At 61.5% G+C, this 22,054-nt stretch carries 20 protein-coding genes; 9 read left to right on the top strand and 11 right to left on the bottom strand.

All coding sequences use genetic code 11. The features are described 5' to 3' along the window. Positions 1–7: 7 nt before the first annotated feature. Entirely contained in the window at positions 8–1,411 is a 1,404-nt protein-coding gene (locus D109_RS0131385; protein ID WP_017480408.1) for a sodium:solute symporter family protein, read from the bottom strand. Positions 1,412–2,175: 764 nt separating this feature from the next. On the opposite strand from D109_RS0131385, the gene D109_RS0131390 reads away from it, so the two are divergent. Beyond that, positions 2,176–2,802, top strand: coding sequence for a transcriptional regulator (locus D109_RS0131390; protein WP_017480409.1), 627 nt, complete (start codon positions 2,176–2,178; stop codon positions 2,800–2,802). Between the two features lies 1 nt (position 2,803). On the opposite strand, the gene D109_RS0131395 is transcribed toward D109_RS0131390, so the two are convergent. Further along, the gene (locus D109_RS0131395; protein WP_017480410.1) at positions 2,804–3,181 is read right to left on the bottom strand and encodes a RidA family protein; all 378 of its coding nucleotides are present in this window, start codon (positions 3,179–3,181) and stop codon (positions 2,804–2,806) included. Continuing rightward, on the bottom strand, positions 3,178–4,143 hold the full coding sequence (locus tag D109_RS0131400) for a threo-3-hydroxy-L-aspartate ammonia-lyase (protein WP_017480411.1): 966 nt from the start codon (positions 4,141–4,143) through the stop codon (positions 3,178–3,180). Before D109_RS0131400 ends, D109_RS0131395 begins: the two co-directional genes overlap by 4 nt. Positions 4,144–4,257: 114 nt before the next feature. Here D109_RS0131400 and D109_RS0131405 point away from each other — a divergent pair, with 114 nt between their 5' ends. The 3 genes from D109_RS0131405 to D109_RS0131415 all read left to right on the top strand — a co-directional run bounded on the left by D109_RS0131405 (position 4,258) and on the right by D109_RS0131415 (position 6,413). Continuing rightward, complete coding sequence (locus D109_RS0131405; RefSeq protein ID WP_017480412.1) at positions 4,258–4,878, top strand: LpxA family transferase; 621 nt, start codon at positions 4,258–4,260, stop codon at positions 4,876–4,878. Between the two features lie 84 nt (positions 4,879–4,962). After that, positions 4,963–5,481: a sigma-70 family RNA polymerase sigma factor gene (locus tag D109_RS0131410; RefSeq protein ID WP_017480413.1), complete on the top strand. Its 519-nt coding sequence runs from the start codon at positions 4,963–4,965 to the stop codon at positions 5,479–5,481. Beyond that, the gene (locus D109_RS0131415) at positions 5,478–6,413 is read left to right on the top strand and encodes a FecR domain-containing protein (RefSeq protein ID WP_017480414.1); all 936 of its coding nucleotides are present in this window, start codon (positions 5,478–5,480) and stop codon (positions 6,411–6,413) included. The genes D109_RS0131410 and D109_RS0131415 overlap by 4 nt, the downstream gene beginning before the upstream one ends. A gap of 212 nt (positions 6,414–6,625) precedes the next feature. Here the strand turns inward: D109_RS0131415 and D109_RS0131420 are convergent, their stop codons facing one another. The 3 genes from D109_RS0131420 to D109_RS0131430 are packed head-to-tail and all read right to left on the bottom strand — an operon-like array spanning position 6,626 to position 9,157. Continuing rightward, positions 6,626–7,339: an ABC transporter ATP-binding protein gene (locus tag D109_RS0131420; RefSeq protein ID WP_017480415.1), complete on the bottom strand. Its 714-nt coding sequence runs from the start codon at positions 7,337–7,339 to the stop codon at positions 6,626–6,628. A 2-nt stretch (positions 7,340–7,341) separates the two neighbouring features. Further along, positions 7,342–8,175 (bottom strand): ABC transporter permease, encoded by an 834-nt coding sequence (locus D109_RS0131425; protein ID WP_017480416.1) that lies wholly within the window; start codon positions 8,173–8,175, stop codon positions 7,342–7,344. Between the two features lie 10 nt (positions 8,176–8,185). After that, complete coding sequence (locus D109_RS0131430) at positions 8,186–9,157, bottom strand: aliphatic sulfonate ABC transporter substrate-binding protein (protein WP_017480417.1); 972 nt, start codon at positions 9,155–9,157, stop codon at positions 8,186–8,188. A 320-nt stretch (positions 9,158–9,477) separates the two neighbouring features. Here D109_RS0131430 and D109_RS0131435 point away from each other — a divergent pair, with 320 nt between their 5' ends. After that, entirely contained in the window at positions 9,478–9,693 is a 216-nt protein-coding gene (locus D109_RS0131435; RefSeq protein ID WP_003217010.1) for a molybdopterin-binding protein, read from the top strand. A 147-nt stretch (positions 9,694–9,840) separates the two neighbouring features. Here D109_RS0131435 and D109_RS0131440 read toward each other — a convergent pair whose 3' ends face one another. Together D109_RS0131440 and D109_RS0131445 are read right to left on the bottom strand one after the other, a co-directional pair. Further along, positions 9,841–13,188 carry a hypothetical protein gene (locus D109_RS0131440; RefSeq protein WP_017480418.1) on the bottom strand — a complete coding sequence of 1,116 codons (3,348 nt, stop codon included), beginning with the start codon at positions 13,186–13,188 and terminating at the stop codon, positions 9,841–9,843. Between the two features lie 94 nt (positions 13,189–13,282). After that, positions 13,283–14,431 carry a MalY/PatB family protein gene (locus D109_RS0131445; protein ID WP_017480419.1) on the bottom strand — a complete coding sequence of 383 codons (1,149 nt, stop codon included), beginning with the start codon at positions 14,429–14,431 and terminating at the stop codon, positions 13,283–13,285. A 146-nt stretch (positions 14,432–14,577) separates the two neighbouring features. Between D109_RS0131445 and D109_RS0131450 the strand changes: the two genes are divergently transcribed. Together D109_RS0131450 and D109_RS0131455 are read left to right on the top strand one after the other, a co-directional pair. Then, positions 14,578–16,833 carry an arginine/lysine/ornithine decarboxylase gene (locus tag D109_RS0131450; protein WP_017480420.1) on the top strand — a complete coding sequence of 752 codons (2,256 nt, stop codon included), beginning with the start codon at positions 14,578–14,580 and terminating at the stop codon, positions 16,831–16,833. 20 nt (positions 16,834–16,853) lie between these two features. Continuing rightward, positions 16,854–17,423 carry a GNAT family N-acetyltransferase gene (locus tag D109_RS0131455; protein ID WP_017480421.1) on the top strand — a complete coding sequence of 190 codons (570 nt, stop codon included), beginning with the start codon at positions 16,854–16,856 and terminating at the stop codon, positions 17,421–17,423. A gap of 299 nt (positions 17,424–17,722) precedes the next feature. Here D109_RS0131455 and D109_RS0131460 read toward each other — a convergent pair whose 3' ends face one another. Next, positions 17,723–18,625: a LysR substrate-binding domain-containing protein gene (locus D109_RS0131460; RefSeq protein WP_017480422.1), complete on the bottom strand. Its 903-nt coding sequence runs from the start codon at positions 18,623–18,625 to the stop codon at positions 17,723–17,725. Positions 18,626–18,801: 176 nt separating this feature from the next. Between D109_RS0131460 and gspG the strand changes: the two genes are divergently transcribed. Further along, complete coding sequence (gene gspG / locus D109_RS0131465) at positions 18,802–19,230, top strand: type II secretion system major pseudopilin GspG (RefSeq protein ID WP_017480423.1); 429 nt, start codon at positions 18,802–18,804, stop codon at positions 19,228–19,230. A 4-nt stretch (positions 19,231–19,234) separates the two neighbouring features. On the opposite strand, the gene D109_RS0131470 is transcribed toward gspG, so the two are convergent. Then, complete coding sequence (locus D109_RS0131470; protein WP_003209248.1) at positions 19,235–19,471, bottom strand: hypothetical protein; 237 nt, start codon at positions 19,469–19,471, stop codon at positions 19,235–19,237. A gap of 227 nt (positions 19,472–19,698) precedes the next feature. Here D109_RS0131470 and D109_RS0131475 point away from each other — a divergent pair, with 227 nt between their 5' ends. After that, positions 19,699–20,256: an NADPH-dependent FMN reductase gene (locus D109_RS0131475; RefSeq protein ID WP_017480424.1), complete on the top strand. Its 558-nt coding sequence runs from the start codon at positions 19,699–19,701 to the stop codon at positions 20,254–20,256. A gap of 44 nt (positions 20,257–20,300) precedes the next feature. Here the strand turns inward: D109_RS0131475 and poxB are convergent, their stop codons facing one another. Next, complete coding sequence (poxB, locus tag D109_RS0131480; RefSeq protein WP_017480425.1) at positions 20,301–22,025, bottom strand: ubiquinone-dependent pyruvate dehydrogenase; 1,725 nt, start codon at positions 22,023–22,025, stop codon at positions 20,301–20,303. Positions 22,026–22,054 lie beyond the last annotated feature (29 nt).

Raw genomic sequence — 22,054 nt, forward strand, 5'->3', positions numbered from 1 at the left:
TCCTACCTCAGCTTGTGGCGGCCACCAGCGGTTCGGCCGGTGTCTTGCGGCGTGTCACATGGCTGATGCCCATGATGATCAGCGGCGTGAACAGGGCGATGTAAGCGTTGTCGATGCCCCACGGATTACCGGCGAGGAACCAGCCCACGGTCGCGAGCAACGAGGCAATGATGCTTAGGAATGCCCCTGCCGCCGTGCCGAATTTCGGCGCGTAGAACACCATCAACACCAGCACCGCCAGGGAGGCGCGCAACGCCTTGCCGAGGAAGGCGATCATCAGCACCTTGTCTGAGGTCAGCGCCAGGGCAATCGGCAACAGGCCGACGGCGATGGTCGCCAAGCGCACGAAGCGCAGGGACTTGGCGTCGCTTTTTTCCGGGTTGAACCATGGCTCGTAGAAGTCCCGCAACAGCAACGTCGCCGAGCCCATGCTCACCGCTGAAATGGTGCCGAACAGCGAGCCGGCAAGGCCTGCCACCACCAGGCCGGCCGTCAGTTGGTCCATGCTGGCGATCAGGGTGGGGAAGGCTTGCAGGGAATCGACATTGGGGAATAGCACTGCGCTGCACATCCCGATCAATGCCGCGCCGATGCCGAACGGCACCATCAGCACCGCCACGTAGAAACACGCACGCTGGGCCTTGCCTGCATGGCTGACGGTGTTCACCGCCTGGATCACGTATTGGGTGGAGAAGATCGAACCGATACCGGCGATCATCCAGGCAATGATCTGGCCCCAACCGACGGTGGTCCAGTCAAACATGCTGGCGGGCAATTGCGCTTGCAACTGGCCGATGCCGCCCACCTGCTTCAAGCCAAACCACAGTGCCAGGCCGACGCCCAGGTATTTCAGGGCGGCGTGGACGAAGTTGGTGTAGATCACTGAGCGCATGCCGCCGATGCTGACGTACGCCACCGAGACCACGCCGACCATCACGATCGCCAGGGTTCGGTCCACTTGCATCACGCTGGCCAATACGGCCCCGCCGCTGGCGTAGATCGAGACGGCGACGATCTCCAGGGCAAAGATGGTGATGATCGAGGTGGCGAAGCGGGTGCGTTGGCCGTAATTGCGCGCGAGTACGCCGGAGATGGTGTTGTCGCCCAAGTCCTTGTATTTGCGCGCCAGCAGCCAGGCGAAGAGTACGAAGCCGAGGGCCAGGGCGAACAGGTTCCATGCGGCGGAGATGCCCACCTTGAAGCCGGTCTGGGCGGTGCCGATGCTGACTGCGGTGCCGATAAATTCCGAGAGCATCAGGAAGCCGATCAGGAACGCCGGGAAGTGGCCGCCGCCGGTGGTGTAGTTGTTGGCGCTGCGGGAGTGGCGGCGAACGCCGTAGCTGATCAGTGCCAGGCTGAGCATGTACAGGCCGGTGATGGACAGTACGATCCAGGAGGAGCGGGCGGGCATTTTTTATACTCTTTAGGTATTTTTGTAATTGTGGGTAGTTTCCTCTGCTGGTTTTGCTTTCGTCTAATATCGGGTTGGTATGGGTTGATACCCTTATGGTATGGGTGAATATCCGTTATTTAGGTAACGGCCACTTATGACGGGCCGTCAATGGCCCGGCGCGGCTAAACCGGCGTCCTCCCGGGCGGCATGAGTGTTAAAAGCAAAGGCAAAGACCAGAGCGAAAGCAAATCTGCTTTTCTGTGGGAGCTGGCTTGCCTGCGATGCAGACAACTCGGTGCATCAGGTACACCCAGTTGATGCCATCGCAGCGATGCGGCGACCCGACAAGCCAGCTCCCACATTTGACCGTGCCCGCTTTTGATTTGGCTTTTGCTTTTGCTCTTCAACACTCAAGCCGGCCGGTAGGCCGCTGTGCTCTGGCTTTTGATCTTGATCTTAGGCGCCCCGTTAAACCACGCTGGCCGAACGCAGGCTTTGGAGCGTGGGTAATCCGGCAGGACGCCGGGTTAGCCGCGCTGGGCCAAGGATGGCCCATCGCGGCGGCCCACGGTCCAAAGCCGGAGTGAGGGCACTCCGAGCCTAGGCGAGGTGCCGAGTGGTGGGGCAAGAGCGTTTTGCTTACTTTTGCGCTGTTCAAAAGTGAGCCGCCGTAAGGGCGGAACCATAAGCGGCCGTTACCCAAATAACGGATATACCCCAACCAACCTCACACCCCAAAAAGCCAAATTGACGGTCTATCCACTACTGGATATGTTGTCTGAATGAAAAAACACACTCCCGAACAAGCCGCCTTGATCAGCCAACTCGAACAGATTGCCGAAGGCCTGAGCAAAACCTTCAGTCCGTTTTGCGAAGTCGTGCTGCACGACCTGCGCGACCCGCAGCACGCAATCCTGGCCATCCACAACAACCTCTCCGGGCGTCAACCGGGTGACCCGGCCACCGAGCTGGGCCTGGCGCGGATCGCCGATCCCGAATACCCGCAGGTGATCGCCAACTACCAGAACCAGTTCAGCGATGGGCGCCAGGTCAAGAGCACCTCCATCGGCATCAAGGACTCCAGCGGCAAGTACGTCGCGGCCTTGTGCATGAACGTCGACCTCTCGCTGTTCCGGGGCCTGCAGGGCATGTTGGAACAGTTCGGCTCGGTCAGCGGCGACCGGCCCGCCGAGTCCCTCGACCCGTCCGGCGCGGATGCCATTCGTGCGCGTATCGACCAGTTCGCCGCACGCCTGGCGACCACGCCCCGTGCCCTCAAGACGGCCGACCGGCGCTTGCTGATGCAAGAGCTGAAAGAGGCGGGCGTGATGGACATTCGACGTGCCATGGAAACCGTTGCCTCGCACCTTGGGGTCTCGCGGGCGGCGGTCTACACCTACGCCAAATGACCTACGCCGACCGTGCCACGGCTTCGATTTCAATCAGATAGCCGTGGTGCAATTCCGGCACCGGCACCACCGCGCGGGCAGGGCGGTGCTCCCCCAGCGCAGCGGCATACAAACCGTCAAATTCAGGCCAGTGCTTCACGCCCACCACATACACGGTGACTTTCACCAGGTCTGCGGGAGAGCCGCCGGCCGCCTTCAAGATCGCCAACAGATTGTCCAGGGCCACTTGAGCCTGTTCGGCAAACGAAGCCTCGAGGTTATGACGCCCGTCAGGGCTCACTGGCAATTGCCCGGAGATGTACAGCGTGCCCTGATGGCTTACGGCCTGGGAGTAGTGACCGGCAGGCGCCGAGGCTGCAGGGGTGTGGATGAAGTTCATTGTGGTGCGCTCAGCAGCTTCGCATAGGTTTGGAGGTCGACGTTGCCGCCGGTCACGATGACGCCCACGCGCTGGCCCCGGAACTGATGCTTGAGGTTTCGCAGGGCCGCGAGGCCAAGGCAGCCGGTGGGCTCCACGACCATTTTCATGCGCTGCATGAAGAACTTCATCGAGGCCACCAATTCGGCATCGGAGACAGTGAGAATGTCAGTGACCTGCTCGCGAATGATTGGGAAGGTGTGCTGGCCCAAATGCTGGGTCTGGGCGCCGTCGGCGATGGTGACGGGCGTGTCGATGTGCACGATGCTGCCGTTCCGGAATGAGCGCTGGCCGTCATTCCCGGCTTCGGGCTCGACCCCGTACAACAGGCAATCGGGTGCCAGCGCACGGGTGGCCAACGCGGTGCCGGACAGCATGCCGCCACCGCCCAGGCCGACAAACAGCGCGTCCAGCGGGCCTGTGAACTCCAGCAACTCCTTCGCGGCAGTGCCCTGGCCGGCCAGCACGTCCGGGTGGTCGTAGGAGGGGATCAGGGTCATGCCGTATTGCTCGGCGAGGGTACGGCCGATCTGCTCGCGGTCCTCGGTGATGCGGTCGTAGAAGACCACGCTTGCGCCATATTCCCGGGTAGCGGCGACCTTGGCGGCGGGGGCGTCGGTGGGCATCACGATGGTTGCCGGCATCTGCAACAACCGTGCGGCCAGGGCGATGCCTTGCGCGTGATTGCCCGAGGAAAACGCCACGACGCCAGCCTTGCGCTGCTGCTCATCAAAACGCGACAGCGCATTGAAGGCGCCGCGAAACTTGAACGAGCCGGTGCGTTGCAGGTTTTCGCACTTGATAAACACCTGGGCGCCGGTCTCGACATCAAGGGTACGCGAGGTGAACACCGGCGTGCGGTGGGCGAAGCCTTCCAGGCGTTCGGAGGCTTTGATCACGTCAGGGTAGGAAGACGGTGGCATGGAAGGGACCTCTCGAATGTCGTTATGTGGATAAAATATCCATATCTATACAAAATGTAAAGTTGCATTCCATGCTAGCGTTTCGGGCTTCTCTGATCTGTAGAGGGCTCGACATTGATTCGACTCACCGATTACATCGCTGATTTTTCCCGTTCGCCGCTGGCACCCTGGGCGGATCTTGCGCCGTGGGAGTTGGTGACCCAGGCGCCGGAAATCGTTCGCAAGTTGCTGGCGGGGCTTTCTGATGATGACTATGAGATTCATGACGAGATTGCCGTGCACCGTACTGCGGTTGTGGAAGCGGGCGCTGTTTTAAAAGCCCCGCTGATCATCGGTGCCCACTGTTTTATCGCCGCCGGTGCTTACCTGCGGGGTGGCTGCTGGGTGGATGAATATTGCATCTTCGGACCGGGTGCAGAGCTCAAGACGTCCTTCGTGTTCAGCGGCAGCAAGCTGGCGCATTTCAACTTTGTCGGCGATTCGGTGCTGGGGCGCGGGGTTAACCTGGAAGCCGGCAGCATCGTCGCCAATTACCGGAACGAGCGTGACGACAAGGAGGTCCAGGTGCGCGTTGATGGGCAGTTGCAGGGTACTGGTTGTGACAAGTTTGGCGCGTTGCTGGGGGATCAGTGTCGGGTGGGTGCCAATGGGGTGTTGGCACCGGGGGCGCTGCTCAGTTCCGGCAGTGTGGTAGGGCGCGGTCAACTGTTCGATGCGGAAGTGCACAACGGCTAGTCGAAAAGAACATGGTATGCCGGCGGGATATTAAATAGAATGAATCTCATTTGAGACTGACTCGCGCCGCGCAGGTTACTTGCCATGAATGATGCTGTATTGCCGACGCACCTCGCTGAACCGACGCTTCACACTTTGTACCGCGACCACCGCAGCTGGCTGGAAAGCTGGTTGCGCCGCCGTTTGGGCAATGCCTGGGATGCGGCCGACCTGAGCCAGGACACGTTCCTGCGAGTGTTGGCCAGCGCGCAGCCGATTGCGCAATTGCAGGAGCCCCGGGCCTATTTGGTGACCGTGGGCAAGCGCTTGCTGGTGAATTTTCACCAGCGGCGCAGCCTGGAGCAGGCGTATCTCGAGGCGTTGATGCAGTTGCCGGATGCTTGCGTGCCGTCGCCGGAACAGCGCTGGCTGCTGTTGGAAACCCTGCAAGCCCTGGATGAGCTGCTCGATGGTTTGCCACCGGTGGTGCGTCGCGCGTTTCTCTGGAGCCAGCTGGAGGGCCTGGGCTATCGCGAGATTGCCGAGCGACTCAAAGTCTCCGAGCGGACAGTGAAACGCTACATGGCCCAGGCCTATGAGCATTGCCTGCTGGTGGACCTGTGAGCCGTACCGCGCCGGATCTGGCGCGTGCGGCGGCGCAATGGCTGGCGTTGCTGGAATCCGGCAACGCCACCGAGCGTGATCATGCCAGCCTGCAGCAGTGGCGCGACAGCCATCCCCAACACGAACAGATCTGGCAAAAAGCCCAGTTGCTGCGCCAGCGTTTTACCGACTTGCCTGCGGCATTGGCCATGGCCAGCCTCGATCGCCCGCAACCGGGACGGCGTGCGGTGCTCAAGCGTGCGTTGGGTGTGGCGGCATTGTTGCCGACGGCGTGGTTGCTCAGCCGGCAATTGCCTATTGACGTGTGGCGCGCCGACCTGCGCACCGGCACCGGCGAACGCAAGCGGGTGCCACTGGCGGATGGCAGCAGCCTGCAACTCAATACCGCGAGCGCGGTGGATGTGGATGCTGCCCGGCGCCGTGTGATGCTGGTGGAAGGGGAGATGGCGTTAACCGTGCCGGGGGCCGGCGCGCTGACGGTGCAGACGCGTTACGGCCAGCTGATCGTCAGCCAGGCTGACGTGTGTGTGCGGCAGGTGTCATCCGGGTGTCTGGTGTCGGTGCTCAAGGGCGCGGTGCAGGTGCAGGACCTGCGCGGGCAAATGGCGACATTGCAAAGTGGGCAGCAGGCACGGTTGCAGGCATCCGGGATGGGCGCTGCGGCGGCGTTTGATGCGCAGCAACTGGGTTGGCGCGACGGTGTGTTGACCGCGCAGAACCAGCTGTTGGGCGATTTCTTGCGGGAGTTGGAGCGGTATCGGCCGGGAGTGCTGCGCTGGGACCCGAGCCTAGAAGCACTGCGGGTCACGGGGAGTTTTCAGTTGGCTGATACCGATCGAATTCTTGCGTTGCTGGCGTCGACGATGCCGCTGCAAGTGCAGTCCCGTACGCAGTACTGGGTGACCTTGACGCCGCGTAAATCGGCGGCTTGATGCGATCCTTGTGGGAGCGGGCTTGCTCGCGAAGAACCTGAGAGCGCCGCGTTGAATCAGGATGCCCGCGTCATCGTTGACGACCTTCGCGAGCAAGCCCGCTCCCACATTTGAACCGTGCCCGCTTTAGCTTTTGATTTTGTTTCACTACACCCCGAGCCGGCTTGTAGGCCGCTTTGCTCTTGATCTTTGGCGGCCTCAACACGTGCCTTTCAGATCACATGCGCCCGCTGCAGCTCAGTCAGCGCCAGTGCCTTGAGCCGCGCCAACAGCGGATCCCGCCGATCCCGCGGATGCAACAGCTCCACCGCCAGCTCCTGGCGAATGCTGCTGGGCCGGTTGTCCATCACCAACACCCGGTCACTCAGGTACAGCGCCTCGTCCACATCGTGAGTCACCAGCAGCAAGGCGATCCCATGGTGTTCAGCCAACTGCAGCAACAGGTCCTGCAGCTTCATGCGGGTAAACGCATCCACCGCGCTGAACGGCTCGTCCAGCAGCAATACCTGCGGTCTCGAATACAGCCCGCGAGCGATCGCCACCCGTTGCGCCATCCCGCCCGACAACGCCTTGGGTAACGCCCGGCCAAACCCCGTCAGCCCCACTTCATCGATCAACTGCGCGACCCAGGCCCTGTCATAGCCGTCGTCATCGCTGAAGCCGATGTTTTGCTCCACCGTCAGCCACGGCATCAGACGCGGCTCCTGGAAGACAAATGCAACCTCACCACCGCCTTGCAGCAGTTCTCCCTGATAGTCCTTTTCCAGCCCGGCGACGATCCGCAGCAACGTGCTTTTGCCACAGCCGCTGGGGCCCAGCAGGCTCACCGCTTCCCGCGGTTGCAGGGCCAGGTGGACGTTGGTCAGTACGGTGGTGGCGCCGAAGTTCTTACGCTCGACGCGAATATCCAATAGCGCTTCACTCATGCTCAATGCTCCGGGCCTTGGCCGTTGAAGGTATCGCGCCAGGCCAGGCAGCGTTTTTCCAGGGCGGCCAACAGGCCGTCGCTGATCTTGCCCAGCAGCGCCAGCACGATGATCGCTGCCAGCACAATGTCGGGCCGTGAGGTCTCTCGGCCATCGCTGAGCAGGTAACCCAGGCCCTTCGTGGCGGCGATCAACTCGGCCGCCACCAGGAACATCCACGCCAGGCTCAGGCCGCTGCGCAAGCCGGTGAACAGGCCGGGCAGGGCGGCAGGCAACAGGATGCGGCGCACCAGGCGCGTGCGGCTGAAGCCATACATCTGCCCGACCTCCACCAGCTTGCGGTCAATATCGCGTATCGCCGCGACGCCATTGAGGTACACCGGGAAGAACGCGCCGATGGCAATCAGCACGATCTTCGAGGTCTCATCAATGCCCAGCCACAGCAGCAACAGCGGCACCCACGCCAGGCTCGGGATCGAGCGCAGGCCGGCGAAGGTCGGCTCCAGATACGCCTCGGCCTCGCGACTCAAGCCGACCCAGGAGGCAAACACCAGCGCCAGGCTGGCACCAATGGTGAACCCCAGCAGCACCCGCAACAGGCTGGCGCTGATGTGTTTCCACAGCGCGCCTTCAGCGAGGTCGGTGAGGGTCACGGCGATCTCGCTGGGGGCCGGCATCTGGTAGGACGGCAGCCAGCCGATGCGCACCACCACCTCGAGGATCACCAGGATCAGCACCGGCAACGCCAGCCCCTTGAGCCGCCGTGGCCAGGCGCTGCGCTGCACGGTGAGCGTTGGCGCGAGTGCGACGGGCAGGGTTTCGCTTTTGCTGCTCATGACGCTCCCCTTATGGACGAGGCAAGGCCTGGCCGAAGCTTGGGTCGATCAACTGGTCGATCACCTGATCCACATTCACCCCACGGCGCACCAGTTCTTCCGACACCAGGATCGGCGCGGCGGCCTTTGACGACACCACGTCCTGGGCGGTGAGCAACGGGCTGCTCAAGTCGGTGCGCGACAGTTGCAGCTTGGCCACGTCGAGGGGCAGGCCGGACTCGTCGGCCAGCAGCTTGGCGAATTCGTCTGGGTGCTTGACCGCCCAGTTGCGAGCTTTTTCATAGGCGCCGAGCACCTTGGCGATGGTCTGCGGATGCTCCTTGGCGTATTTGTCGGTCACGCTGACCACGCCGTAGCTGTTGAAGTCCTTGTTGCGGTACAGCAGGCGCGAGCCCGCCTGGATCTCGCTGGCGGCCATGTGCGGGTCCAGGCCGGCCCAGGCGTCGACATCACCTTTTTCCAGGGCGGTGCGACCGTCCGGATGTTGCAGGTGCACCAACTCCACGTCGTCCTTGCTCAGGCCAGCTTTCTGCAGGCTGCGCAGGGTGAACAAGTACGGGTCGGTGCCTTTGGTGGCGGCGATTTTCTTGCCCTTGAGGTCGCTGACGCTCTTGAACGTTGAGTCCTTGCGCACCACCAGTGCGGTCCATTCAGCGCGGCTGTAAACATACACCGACTTGATCGGGCTGCCGTTGGCCCGGCTCAACACCGCCGACAGGCTGGCGGACGAGGCGAAGTCGACGCCGCCGCTGTTGAGGTATTCCAGCGAGCGGTTGCTGCCCTGGCTCAACACCCAGCCGACTTTGGTTTGCGGCAACGCTTCTTCAAGCCAGCCGAAGTGCTTGAGCACCAGGCTCACCGGGGAGTAATAGGCATAATCCAGATTGACTTGCGCAGGGTCGGTTTCCGCCGCTTGGGCCAGGGGTTGCAGGCTGAGGGCGAGGGCGCAGGCGCCCAACAGGGTGTTGACGAAGGGTTTCATGGAACAGCTCCGGGCAAGGCGGGAAAGAGAAGGCTTTTCTTATATTCAGAAAATTTATATGGCATGTTCCATCATGCGTTACAGGAATATGCAGCCTCTGTGCCAGCAGTCGCAGGCCCGGTTTTATTGGGGTTGGCTTGGTGGGTGTTGTGATCGGGGAGGGCACTTTGTTGAATCACTGTTGGCTGCGCAACAGCTTGCATATGTTTTTATGGAATAAATAAAGAGTTATATATTCCTTTTGTTGGTTTCTTGAATAGGGCACTTTGAGTGCCTGCGCATTCGTGCGGATTGACCCAACAGACCAAAGGAAAGCCGACATGACCATTAAAGCGATCAACGTGCGCAACCAGTTCAAAGGCGTGATCAAGGAAATCCTGATCGGCGAAGTGGTGTCCGAGATCGACGTGCAAACCGCGTCAGGCATCGTGACGTCGGTGATTACCACGCGCTCGGTGCGTGACCTGGAATTGAAGGTGGGCAGTGAAGTGATTGCCTTTGTGAAGTCGACTGAAGTGTCGATCGCCAAGCTGTGACTGCAATCCAGTTGTGAACCCAATCCAAATGTGGGAGCGGGCTTGCTCGCGAATGCGTTGTGACAGTCGACATCTACAGTGACTGATCCACCGCTTTCGCGAGCAAGCCCGCTCCCACATTTTGTTTTGCATACGGCCGTTGGAGGGTTAGTTAAGGCGAGGCCCGCCTCCCGATGGACGTGACCCAGGCTTCTCATCCGAAGCATCCGGCAGTGCCTTGGGGGTTTCACTCGGGTCCTTGTAGTCCTTGTGCAAATCCCCATCCAGCCGGTTGCTCGACGAACCGCCACTCTGTGGTGTCGAGTCGAAATGCTCCCACTCCGATTGCTGGAAGCGGAACAGGCTGTCATCGGTCGGCGTGTCGCGGCCGTGGTAGTGGTGGATTTCGTAGTGGGCGTATTCGACCTTGTCCGCCCAGTTGTCCTGCAACAAACCGTCGCCGGCCAGGTCGCGGTACCAGTCGTTTTCCTTCTCGGTGGCCTTCTGTTTTTTGTTGTGGTCGACGAAGTAGCCAATGATCCCGCCCACTACCGCCAACACCACGCCCACCAGGAACAGCGGCCCGGTCAGCGCCGCCGCCGTGCCTGCGCCAAACAGCGCCGCCGCACCCAATACCCCGGCCGAGGCGCCGAACGCACCGCCGGCCACTTGCAAGCCACCTGCGGCCTGAGCCAAGGGGTCTTTGCTGTCCACACCGCTTTTGATCGCCAGGGCGCCGAGCACAATGTCGGCAAACCCACCGGCAATGTCGGTTGCCGGGCCCAGCACCTTGATCACGGAACCGGCGATCTTCGCCGATTGGGAGGCGCCAAGCTTGGCCGCACCGGCGGCCTTGAGGCCGTCATCCAGATGAGTAGCGAGGCCTTCGGTGGCTTCGGTCACGGCTTTGTCACCTTCGCCAAACAGCTTGGCGACCCCGTCGTACTGGCTGTCGGGAACCGCGTCCAGGGCGGCGGCGATTTCCTTGCTGACCTTTGAGTCGATCTCGGTGGGCTTGCTGAAGTCGATGACTTTGCCGGCCGCACCTTCCTTGCCCCAGATTTCCGGCAGGGTCTTGTCCAGGCCGACGAAGTCCACCAGGCCGCCCTTGCCCAGGGCCTCGCCGATCTTGTCACCGAGCTTGACGAAGTGGCTCGCGCCGCCGGCAAAACTCAGGAAGTCCTTGGCGATGGTCATGCGTTGGGCCGGGGTTTCGCCGAGCTTGCCGCCTTTGCCCACCAGTTGGTAAATCCCCGAGAACAGGCTGACGCCGGCGCCCATCGAACCGAGGATGCCTTTGCTGTTGAGGGTGTTGAACACCTCGCCGAGCATGCCGCGATCCGCCACCGGGATATACGGTTTGCTCAGGGCGGTTTTCACGTCGGCTTCGCTGATGGTGCCGCTGTTCTTGTAGACGTCGCCGAGTTCTTCCAGGGCCTTGGTCACGGCCGAGGATTTCTCCTTGCCCTCCAGGCCCTCGTTGAGGAATTTCTCCAGCACTTCCTGGCTGCGACGCGGCAGGTCCAGCAGGTTGCCCTTGAGCACGCCCTTGAGCAGGCCGAACAGGTCCTTGGTGGCCAGTTCCTTGTTCTCGTCGGAGATCTTGCTCGGGTCCGAGAGGATCTCGTTGAGGTCGGTGGTCAGCCCGTCGGCCTGGATGTTCTGCGCTGCCTTGGTGGCGGCTTCCGGGTCGAACAGCGACAGCGAGGTCAGGGTGTTGCTCAGGTCTTGCTGGGCTTCGTGGCTCTTGCCCTGTTTTTGCAGGTCCTTGAGGTACAGCACGTAGTCCGGGTTGCTGGTCAGGTCGAGGAGCTTCTGTTTGATCTCGTCCTTGTTGGGCAGGTGACTGATGGCGTCGTCCATCTTGGTCTTGTAGTCGGCCTGCACGGTCGGGTCTTTGAACAGTTCGCCGATCTGCTCCTGCACCGCCTTGCCGTCGATGATGTCGTGCATGTCGGCGGAGGTGAGTTCGGTCTGCTTGTCATCGAACTCGCGCCAGGTGGTGTTGAACGGGCGCTTGGATTCTTCGTAGCCGGTGATGCCGTGGCCGTTCTGGTAGGCGGCCTGGGCTTCCAGGGCGCGGACCAGTTTGGCCCGCGGGTCGTCCTTGGGAATCGAGCCGTCCTTGACGCCGGCGCGGTAGGTGTCGATCAGTTCAGTGGTGGCCAGTTCGCTGACGCTCTGGGTCGGCGATTTATCGTCGTCCTTGTCGGCATGCACGCCGGTGTCGAGGTTGAGCACGTCGAGCTCATCGTTGCTCGGCAGGTTGTACTTGGCGCGGGTTTCGTCGACGGTGCCGGCGCTCCAGGCTTCCCATTTCGCCACCACTTCGTCGTAGAGCTGCGGGCTGAGCTCCTTGGAGACGATGACTTTGCCTTCGCTGGTTTCATAGCGGATCAGGCCGTCCCCCAGCTCGTCAGGGGAGCCGAAGGTGATGTCGGTGTTTTTCAGGAAATCATTTGGCCCGGCCAGCTTGTAGCCGGCGTCTTCACTGCTGTGGATCTTGCTCCAGGTGTCCTGGGCGGTGGCCACGCTCTTGAACAGTTCCGGGCTGACATCGGCCGACACCACCACCTTGGTGCCGTCGTGGGTTTCATAGGTGAGCACGTTGCCTTGCTGGCCTTCGATCCAGCCGAAGCCCTTGTAGTCATTCAGTTCCGGCACCTTGGTGTTGGCATCCGCCAGGGTCGAGCCGTCGTTGAGCGCGGACTCTACGGCGGCCTTCTTGTCGGGGTTGGTGTAGACCTCGTGCAGGCCTGCCAGGTAGTCGAACAACTTGGGGTTGTCGTCCCGGGCCACGACCATTTTCTGGCCATTGCTTTCAAAGCGGATCAGGCCGGGGCCGACTTCATCCTTGGGGCCCACGGTGGTGCCGGCATAGGGCGGCCACACTTCGTTGTCGCTGGCGCGCTTGTAGCCGGCGTCTTCGCTGCTGGTAAGGCCGGTGAAGCTCTCGTAGGCGTCCTTGGCTTTCTGGAAGGCCTCGGGGTTGTCTCGCTGGCTGATGACGAACTTCTTGCCGTCCTGGGTTTCGTAGCGGATCACGCCGGGGCCGGTTTCGTCGGGCGGGCCGAGGGATTTGTAGTCACCGAGTTTTTCCGGGGCCGTGGCATCGCTGCCCAGGCGCTCGTAGCCAGCGGCTTCGCTGGCGTTGACGCCGGAGAGTGCCTTGAAGTCGGCGCTGACTTGCTTGAACAGGTCGGGGCTGTCTTTTTCGCTGACGATGACCTTCTTGCCATCTTGGGTTTCATAACGGATCAGCCCGGGGCCGACTTCATCCGCCGGGCCGATGGCTTTGTAGTCACCCAGGCTCGCCGGCGGTGCGGCGTCCTTGTCGGCCAGTTCATAGCCTTGTTCCTTGCTGGCAGCGAGCCCTTGCGCGGTTTTGTCGCCGGCCTCGACCTTCTTGTTGTTGGCGCTGTTCTTGAGCAGCACATGGAACGCCGCGCCGGACTTGGGCGGCGTGAGCGGAAGGGGCTTGGGGTCGGTCGAGCGGTTGAGCGGCTGGGTCGTCATGCCATGGAACTCCTGCTGTTACCGGTGGGACGAATCGGCAAAAACAGTAACAGCAGGGGTTCGGCGGTCGTTGCGAAAAGTTGTGAATTGCGCCTTAACGGTGACGCAGGCTGCGTTCCAGGCGGGCAATGCCTTCTTCCAGCATGGCCCTCGGGCAGCCGAAGTTCAGGCGCACGAACTGCTGGCTGTCATCGCCGAATTCGATCCCCGCGCTCAAGCCGACCTTGGCCTGCTCAAGGAAGAACCGTTGCGGGTCCTCCAGGCCCAGGGTGCTGCAATCCAGCCACGCCAGATAAGTGCCTTGGGGCGCATGCATCACTACGCCAGGCAGGCGGGTTTGCACGGCGTTCAGCAGGTAATCACGGTTGGCTTGCAGGTAGGCCACCAGCGCTTGCAGCCAGTCGCCGCAGTCGCTGTAGGCCGCACGGGTGGCTTCCAGGCCCAGGGGGCTGACGCTGTCGACCATGCCGCAACGGGCGTGATTGAAGCGTTCGCGAATCTCGGGGTTCTGGATCACCGCAAAGCAGGTCTTCAACCCGGCGACGTTGTACGCCTTGCTCGCCGACATCAGGGTGATGGTGCGCTGGGCAATTTCCGGGCTGAGGCTGGCGGTAGGGATATGGCGGCGGCCGTCAAAACACAGTTCGGCGTGGATTTCATCGGAGACGATCAGCGCGCCCTGGTCCAGGCAGGCGGTGGCCACGGCCAGCAGTTCTTCACGGGGGAAGACCTTGCCCATCGGGTTATGCGGGTTGCTCAACAGCAACGCACCGGCGCCCTGGAGTGCCTCACGCATTGCTGGCAGCGGCGTGAGGTACTCGCCCTCGGCGCTCAACTCAAACGGCACTTCGATCTTTGGCAGGTTCCAGTGGCCAGGTGCCAGGCGAATCGGGCGATAGTTGGGGGTCTGCAACACCACCGGGTGCCCGGGTTGTACAAACGCATGCAACGCCATGTTGAAACCCGGCTCGACACCCGGCAGGAACAACAGCTCATCGGGCTGCACGCGCCAGGCGTACTTGGCCCACAGGTCGGCGACGATTGCCTCCCGCACGCCATCGCAGGCTACGCTGTAGCCGAGGATCTGTTGATCGAGACGCTGGTGCAGCGCCTGAAGCACGGCCGGTGGCGCGGCGATGTCCATGTCGGCAATCCACATCGGCAGAACGTCTTGCGGGTAACGACTCCACTTGGTGCTGCCGGTGCCGAGGCGGGAGTGGATCTTGTCGAAGTCAAAGCTCATGGGGGGCTCGTGTCAGGGAGGCGGGCGTGGAATGGCGCCAATTCTATCGCTATAAATTTTATAGGCCAGCATTTGCGCATCTTCATTCGCCACATCCGCCCCGAGCTTCTACCCTGAAGGCATAGCCCTCAGGACGCCAAGCGCTCATGTACAAAGACCTGAAGTTCCCGGTTCTGATCGTGCACCGCGACATCAAGGCCGACACCGTTGCCGGCGACCGCGTCCGGGGCATCGCCCGGGAGCTGGAACAGGAGGGCTTCAGTATCTTTTCAGCGGTGGACTACGCCGAGGGCCGCCTGGTGGCCTCGACCCATCACGGCCTGGCCTGCATGTTGATTGCTGCCGAGGGGGCCGGGGAAAATACCCACCTGATGCAAAACATGGTGGAGCTGATTCGCCTGGCGCGGGTGCGGGCGCCGAACCTGCCGATCTTTGCCCTTGGTGAGCAGGTCACCCTGGAAAACGCCCCGGCCGACGCCATGAGCGAACTCAACCAGTTGCGGGGCATTCTTTACCTGTTTGAAGACACTGTGCCGTTTCTCGCGCGGCAAGTGGCGCGGGCCGCGCGGGCTTACCTGGATGGCCTGTTGCCGCCATTCTTCAAGGCCCTGGTGCAGCACACGGCGGATTCCAATTATTCCTGGCATACCCCCGGCCATGGCGGTGGCGTGGCCTATCGCAAAAGCCCGGTGGGGCAGGCGTTTCATCAGTTCTTCGGGGAAAACACCTTGCGTTCGGACTTGTCGGTGTCGGTGCCGGAGCTTGGTTCGCTGCTGGACCACACCGGCCCGCTGGCCGAGGCCGAGGCGCGGGCGGCGCGCAACTTCGGCGCGGATCACACGTACTTCGTGATCAATGGCACGTCCACCGCTAACAAGATTGTCTGGCACTCCATGGTTGGCCGGGATGACCTGGTGCTGGTGGACCGCAACTGCCATAAGTCGGTGCTGCATTCGATCATCATGACTGGCGCCATCCCGCTGTACCTGTGCCCGGAGCGCAATGAACTGGGGATCATCGGGCCGATTCCCCTGAGCGAGTTCAGCCCCGAGTCGATCCGCGCCAAGATCGACGCCAGCCCGCTGACCCGAGGTCGACCGGCCAAGGTCAAGCTGGCGGTGGTCACCAACTCGACCTACGACGGCCTGTGCTACAACGCCGAGCTGATCAAGCAGCAACTGGGCAACAGTGTCGAGGTGCTGCACTTTGACGAAGCCTGGTACGCCTACGCGGCGTTTCATGAGTTTTTCGCCGGGCGCTATGGCATGGGCACTTCGCGCACGGCCGACAGCCCAATGGTGTTCACCACGCACTCCACCCACAAACTGCTGGCGGCGTTCAGCCAGGCGTCGATGATCCATGTGCAGGATGGCGGTGTGCGCAAGCTCGACCGGGATCGCTTCAACGAAGCGTTCATGATGCATATTTCCACCTCGCCGCAGTACAGCATCATCGCCTCCCTGGATGTGGCCTCGGCGATGATGGAAGGTCCGGCGGGGCGCTCGTTGCTGCAAGAGATGTTTGACGAAGCCCTGAGCTTTCGTCGTGCCCTGGCCAACCTGCGCCAGCACATCGCCGCTGAAGACTGGTGGTTCTCCATCTGGCAGCCGCCGCTGGTGGCGGGCATCGACCGGGTGGTGACGGCGGACTGGCTGCTGCAACCCCAGGCCGACTGGCATGGCTTTGGTGATATCGCCGAAGATTACGTGCTGCTGGACCCGATCAAAGTCACCCTGGTGATGCCCGGCCTGAACGCCGGCGGGGCACTGAGCGAGTGCGGAATACCCGCTGCGGTGGTCAGTAAATTCCTTTGGGAACGTGGGCTGGTGGTGGAAAAGACCGGGCTGTATTCGTTCCTTGTGCTGTTTTCCATGGGCATCACCAAAGGCAAGTGGAGTACCCTGCTCACCGAATTACTGGAATTCAAGCGCAGTTATGACGCCAATGTGAGCCTTGCTGCCTGTTTGCCATCGGTGTTTCAGCAGGGCCCGGTGCGGTATCAGGGATTGGGTTTGAAGGATCTGTGCGACCAGTTGCACAGCTGCTACCGCAGCAATGCCACGGCCAAGCACTTGAAGCGGATGTACACGGTATTGCCGGAAATCGCGATGAAACCGGCCGACGCCTACGACCTGTTGGTCAAGGGCGAAGTCGAGGCGGTGTCCATCGACGCTTTGCCAGGACGCATCGCAGCGGTCATGCTGGTGCCTTATCCGCCGGGCATTCCGTTGATCATGCCGGGTGAGCGCTTCACCGAATCGACTCGCTCGATTATTGATTACCTGGCGTTTGCCAGGACGTTCGACAGTAGTTTCCCCGGTTTTGTCGCCGATGTTCATGGACTGCAACACGAAGATGACGGCAATGGTCGCTGTTACACCGTCGATTGCATCAAGGGTTAAGAATGTTTATGCAAGCTGTAATGAACCCGAAGTACCCGGGTCTCAGTGTCCGCGTGGCTGATGAGGGATTTGACGCCTACGTGTGGGGTAACGACTTCAGCTTTGAGGTCAATGCCTACGGTGTGCCGGAAATGGGCAAGCGCGTCGATCAGTGGGCGGTGGAGCGTATCGTGCCGTACCGCAAATGCTACGGCATCGATCCCGAGGAATTCGCCAGCTTCCGGGACGCTGCCGACAGTGCCGTGTTCATGGCGTACCTGGATGACCGGCCCGTGGGGCATATCGTGGTCAGCACCAACTGGAACGGCTTTGCCCATGTGGATGAGCTGGCGGTGGTATTGCCGGCGCGGCGCCATGGGGTGGCCAAGGCGTTGCTGGACGTGGCGCAGTTCTGGAGCCGCAAGAAAAACCTGCCGGGGATGATGCTGGAAACCCAGAACAACAACCTCGGTGCCTGTCGGTTGTATGAGCGTTGTGGCTATGTGATGGGCGGGATCGACCACCTGCGCTATCGAGGGATCGACCCGCAGACCCGTGAAGTGGCGATTTTCTGGTATCGGTTGTTCAAGACAGAATTGGAAGCGGTCTGAGTCACCCCGATCAACTGTAGGAGCTGTCGAGCCCTGGCGAGGCCGCGATGGCGGTGTGTCAGGCGACCTCTTTATCGAGCATGCCGCCGCCTTCGCAGCCTCGCTAAAGCTCGACAGCTCCCACATTCGATTTGCGCAACCCAAGTGCTTGCGACCGAACACACAACTCCCAGACTTCCCCCGAACCCTGTGGGAGCCGTCGAGCCCCAGCGAGGCCGCGATAGCGGTGGGTCAGGCGACCTCTTTATCGAGCATGCCGCCGCCTTCGCAGCCTCGCTAAAGCTCGACAGCTCCCACATTCAAGGCAGTGTGCTTGTCAGCAGGCTTTCAGCCTTCTCGGTGACAATCTCCAGCAATGCATTCAAGGCGGGCGATGGCTCGCTGCCCTTCAGCGTCAACGCATACAAGGTCACCACCATCGGTGGTGACAACGGGCACGCGTCCAGCCCGGCTTCCCGTGCGCCGGTGGCGGTGAACGGGTCGACAATCGCCAGGCCTTCCCCGGCTTCGACCATGCTGCGCATCATCTGGTAGGTCTGCACCCGGGTTTGCACCACCGGCAGCGGGCGCAGGGCTTGCAGTTTGCTGTCCAGCAGGCGGCTCAGGGGGTCCTGGCCTTCAAGGCCGATCATCGACTGCCCGGCCAACTCCTGTAGCGCGATGTACTTCTGCCGAGGCTTCAGCCAGCCATGGGGCGCGAGCAATTGCAGCTTGCCGTGAGCCAATGGCGTGCTGTGGATCTGCGGATGCTCCGGGTCGTGCAGGCTCAGGCCAAGGTCTGCTTCGTGCAGCAGCAGGCTTTTGACGATGTCCCGGGTGGAGTGGCTGGAGAGGTTGCACGGCGTGTCTTGAAAGCGCCGGCGCAGCACGGCGATCGCCTGGGGCAGCAGTTGATTGGCCAGCGGCGGGGTGCACAGTGCGCGCAAGGGCGGGGCATGGTGGTGCTTCAGGCTGCTGGCCAGGCGTTGCACCGGCTCAAGGGCCGCATAGAGGTGGGCGATTTCACCCTGCAGCTCGAGGGTTTCCCGGGTGGCCTGCAAGCGTCCGCGCACACTGGCGAACAGCATGAAACCCAATTGCAGCTCGGCATCCTTGAGCGTCGCGTCCACATCGGCCACGGGCAGTTGCAACCATTCGGCGGCGGTGCCGAGGTGTCCGGTCTGCAAAATCGCTTGGATGACTTCGATATGACGTAAACGCATGGCCGGAGTCTATGTTCAGCGCGACGTGGATTCAATGGCTCAGGCCCGGGTGCGGAAAAAAGACCCGGCGCGGGAATGGCCCAACTAGACTTGCACGATCAAGTCCCTTGGCGCCTGCAACCAACAGGTCATACAAAGGGCGTATCAACCAAAGGATCCACGGGGGAGCCTTATCGATGCTCGGTAAAACACACATGCGCGGGTTTTCGTATTGGGATGTGCTGGTGGCCGTGCTGGTTGTGGGCGTGCTGGTGATTGCAGTTGGGCCGAGGATCTTTGGCGACGTGACTCAGACCGAAATCGCCACGGCCAAGGTACAGCTCAACGTGCTGGGCAAGGCGGTCGAGCAGTTTCATCAGGATGTCGGGCGTTATCCTACCGACGACGAGGGTCTGGCGGTGTTGACGGTTCAGCCAGCGGGGGAAGCGAAGTGGCGGGGGCCCTATCTCAAGGATGAGGACATGCTGACGGACCCTTGGGGCGTGGCCTATCAGTACCACTATCCTCCCAGCCAGGCCAAAACCCACTTTGATCTGTTCTCGTTCGGCAAGGACCGGACACTGGGAGGCGTCGGCGATAATGTGGATATCGCCTATGGGGAATAACGTCTTATGAAGCGTGGATCGTTGCGGATTCGCGGGTGATGATAGTGCCCGACTGAATCAGCCTGAACTCATCGCCATCCAGTTTTTCTACGCGGTCGCCAATGGCCAGCTTGTAGGTGGTGGTGGGCGCCGATCCAGCCAGGCCGTCGAGGGGCGGGTTGGATTCCTGGAACTCATGCACCGAATAAACGCGACCTTCCGCGTCTCTGGCATGGAACTGTCCGACAAGTACTGCTGCCATCTGTTTAGAACCTCTGGAGATAAACACTCGATTTGCGGTTCTGTAGACCGTAGGAGAGCGGGGTAGTTTACCTATTGAAAAAAAATACTATTCGTTGACTTTTTCAGACATTACTTACAAGTCCATTTGCGGTGTGAACGTCCTTGGCATTGTAAAAACGCGCTGGTGATAGCGTCGCGCAGGCTCTATAACTACACGCTCCTTCAGTCAGAAATCGGGAAACCCCAATGAGCAAGGTCTACACGATTGCCGTACTGGTCGGCAGCTTGAGAAAAGAGTCGATCAACCGCAAGGTCGCCCTGGCATTGGCTGAGTTGGCGCCCGCCAACCTCAAATTGAACATTGTCGAAATTGGCGATTTGCCGCTCTACAACGAGGACATCGACGGTGCTGCACCGCCGGCAGCCTACAGTACTTTCCGTCAACACGTGCGTTCATCCGACGCGGTGCTGTTTGTGACCCCCGAATACAACCGCTCGGTGCCGGGTGTACTGAAGAACGCAATTGACGTCGGTTCGCGGCCTTATGGCCAAAGTGTGTTCAGCGGCAAGCCGGGCGCGGTGATCAGTGTGTCCCCCGGCGCCATCGGCGGTTTTGGGGCCAATCACCATTTGCGCCAATCCCTGGTGTTCCTCGATGTGCCGTGCATGCAACAGCCGGAAGCCTACCTGGGCGGCGCGGGCAGTGTGTTCGACGAGTCGGGGAAACTGTCGGAAAAGACCAAGCCGTTTTTGCAGGCGTTTATTGATGCCTACGGCAAGTGGGTGGAAAAGCAAAGCGCATAAGTAACCTGTAGGAGCGAGCAAGCTCGCTCCTACACTGGCAGGACTTACCTGAGCCAGTTGGTTTTCGCCAACTCGATCACTTCATCACCGCGTCCGCTCATCACCGCCTTGAGCATGTACAGGCTGAAGCCCTTGGCCTGTTCCAGCTTGATGCTGGGCGGCATCACCAGTTCCTGGGTGGCGGTGACCACATCCACCAGCACCGGGCCGTCGTGGGCCAGGGCGCGGCGCAGGGCCGGTTCGAGGTCTTCGGACTGTTCGACGCGAATGCCGAGGATGCCCATGGCATTGGACATGGCAGCAAAGTCCGGATTCTTCAGCTCGGTGCCGGTGTCCAGGTAGCCCGCAGCTTTCATCTCCATGGCGACAAAGCTCAGGGACGAATTGTTGAACACCACCAGTTTCACCGGCAGGTTCAACTGCGCCAGGCTGATGAAGTCCCCCATCAGCATGGTAAAGCCACCGTCGCCAGACATCGAAATCACCTGACGCCCGGGAAACGCCGCTTGTGCGCCGATGGCCTGGGGCATGGCGTTGGCCATCGAGCCGTGGTTGAACGAGCCGATCAACCGGCGCTTGCCATTCATCTTCAAGTAGCGTGCCGCCCACACGGTCGGCGAACCCACGTCGGCGGTGAAGATCGCATCATCGTCCGCCAGCTCACTGAGCAGGCGCGCGACGTATTGCGGGTGAATCGGCCGGCCGGCCTTTGACGGTTCTGCCAGGTAATCCAAGCCTTGGCGCGCTTTCTCATAATGCTTGAGCGAGGTTTCCAGGAAGCTGCGATCCGTCTTGCGGGTCAGGCGCGGCAGCAGCGCCTGGATGGTCTCGCTGACGTCGGCAGCAATCCCCAGGTCCAGGGTGGCACGCCGGCCCAGTGCCTGAGGGTTGCGGTCGACCTGAATGATCTTCGCGTCAGTGGGGTAGAACTGGCGATACGGGAAGTCGGTGCCGAGCATGATCAGCGTGTCGCAGTTGAGCATGGCGTGGTAACCGGAGCTGAAGCCGATCAGGCCGGTCATGCCGACGTCGAACGGGTTGTCCCACTCCACATGCTCTTTGCCGCGCAGGGCGTGAACCACCGGTGCACCGAGGGCGTCGGCCAGGGCCACCACTTCATCGTGGGCGCCGGCACAGCCGCTGCCGCACAGCAGGGTGACTTTGCCGCTGTTTTCGAGGATGCCGGTAAGGCGTTGCAGGTCCTGTTCTGCCGGCAAGGTGCGCGGCGCCAGCAGGGCCGGCCATGGTTTGAATTTGTCTTCCACTTCCAGCAACGACACGTCGCCCGGAATCACCACCACCGCCACGCCGCGATTGAGGATCGCCGAGCGCATGGCGCGGTGCAGCACGTGGGGCATTTGTTCGGGGTTGGTCACCAGCTCGATAAAGTGGCTGCACTCCTTGAACAGTTCCTGGGGATGGGTTTCCTGAAAGTAGTTCAGGCCGATCTCGGAGGAGGGGATCTGTGCGGCGATGGCCAGTACCGGCACATGGTTGCGATGGCAGTCGAACAGGCCATTGATCAAGTGCAGGTTGCCGGGGCCACAGCTGCCGGCGCATACCGTCAGCTCGCCGGTGGCGGCCGCTTCGGCACCGGCGGCGAATGCGGCCACTTCTTCGTGGCGCACGTGCATCCACTCGATGCTGTCCATGGTGCGCAGGGAGTCGGTCAGGCCGTTGAGGCTGTCGCCGGTCAGGCCCCAGATGCGCTTGATGCCCGCCTGTTCAAGGGTGGTCGCCAATTGCTGGGCCAGGGTGATTTTCGCCATGAAGAACTCCAATCGTCAGTGAGGGTAAA

This window comes from Pseudomonas sp. PAMC 26793 (assembly GCF_000313235.1).
Taxonomy (GTDB): domain Bacteria; phylum Pseudomonadota; class Gammaproteobacteria; order Pseudomonadales; family Pseudomonadaceae; genus Aquipseudomonas; species Aquipseudomonas yamanorum.

Excerpts from the sequence above, each read along its gene's own strand:
- D109_RS0131445 (WP_017480419.1), bottom strand. The coding sequence starts at position 14,431 with ATGAGCTTTGACTTCGACAAGATCCACTCCCGCCTCGGCACCGGCAGC.
- D109_RS0131450 (WP_017480420.1), top strand. The coding sequence starts at position 14,578 with ATGTACAAAGACCTGAAGTTCCCGGTTCTGATCGTGCACCGCGACATC.
- D109_RS0131410 (WP_017480413.1), top strand. The coding sequence starts at position 4,963 with ATGAATGATGCTGTATTGCCGACGCACCTCGCTGAACCGACGCTTCAC.
- D109_RS0131400 (WP_017480411.1), bottom strand. The coding sequence starts at position 4,143 with ATGCCACCGTCTTCCTACCCTGACGTGATCAAAGCCTCCGAACGCCTG.
- D109_RS0131440 (WP_017480418.1), bottom strand. The coding sequence starts at position 13,188 with ATGACGACCCAGCCGCTCAACCGCTCGACCGACCCCAAGCCCCTTCCG.
- D109_RS0131475 (WP_017480424.1), top strand. The coding sequence starts at position 19,699 with ATGAGCAAGGTCTACACGATTGCCGTACTGGTCGGCAGCTTGAGAAAA.
- D109_RS0131455 (WP_017480421.1), top strand. The coding sequence starts at position 16,854 with ATGAACCCGAAGTACCCGGGTCTCAGTGTCCGCGTGGCTGATGAGGGA.
- D109_RS0131470 (WP_003209248.1), bottom strand. The coding sequence starts at position 19,471 with ATGGCAGCAGTACTTGTCGGACAGTTCCATGCCAGAGACGCGGAAGGT.
- D109_RS0131430 (WP_017480417.1), bottom strand. The coding sequence starts at position 9,157 with ATGAAACCCTTCGTCAACACCCTGTTGGGCGCCTGCGCCCTCGCCCTC.
- D109_RS0131435 (WP_003217010.1), top strand. The coding sequence starts at position 9,478 with ATGACCATTAAAGCGATCAACGTGCGCAACCAGTTCAAAGGCGTGATC.
- D109_RS0131395 (WP_017480410.1), bottom strand. The coding sequence starts at position 3,181 with ATGAACTTCATCCACACCCCTGCAGCCTCGGCGCCTGCCGGTCACTAC.
- D109_RS0131390 (WP_017480409.1), top strand. The coding sequence starts at position 2,176 with ATGAAAAAACACACTCCCGAACAAGCCGCCTTGATCAGCCAACTCGAA.
- D109_RS0131385 (WP_017480408.1), bottom strand. The coding sequence starts at position 1,411 with ATGCCCGCCCGCTCCTCCTGGATCGTACTGTCCATCACCGGCCTGTAC.
- D109_RS0131460 (WP_017480422.1), bottom strand. The coding sequence starts at position 18,625 with ATGCGTTTACGTCATATCGAAGTCATCCAAGCGATTTTGCAGACCGGA.
- D109_RS0131425 (WP_017480416.1), bottom strand. The coding sequence starts at position 8,175 with ATGAGCAGCAAAAGCGAAACCCTGCCCGTCGCACTCGCGCCAACGCTC.
- gspG (WP_017480423.1), top strand. The coding sequence starts at position 18,802 with ATGCTCGGTAAAACACACATGCGCGGGTTTTCGTATTGGGATGTGCTG.
- poxB (WP_017480425.1), bottom strand. The coding sequence starts at position 22,025 with ATGGCGAAAATCACCCTGGCCCAGCAATTGGCGACCACCCTTGAACAG.
- D109_RS0131420 (WP_017480415.1), bottom strand. The coding sequence starts at position 7,339 with ATGAGTGAAGCGCTATTGGATATTCGCGTCGAGCGTAAGAACTTCGGC.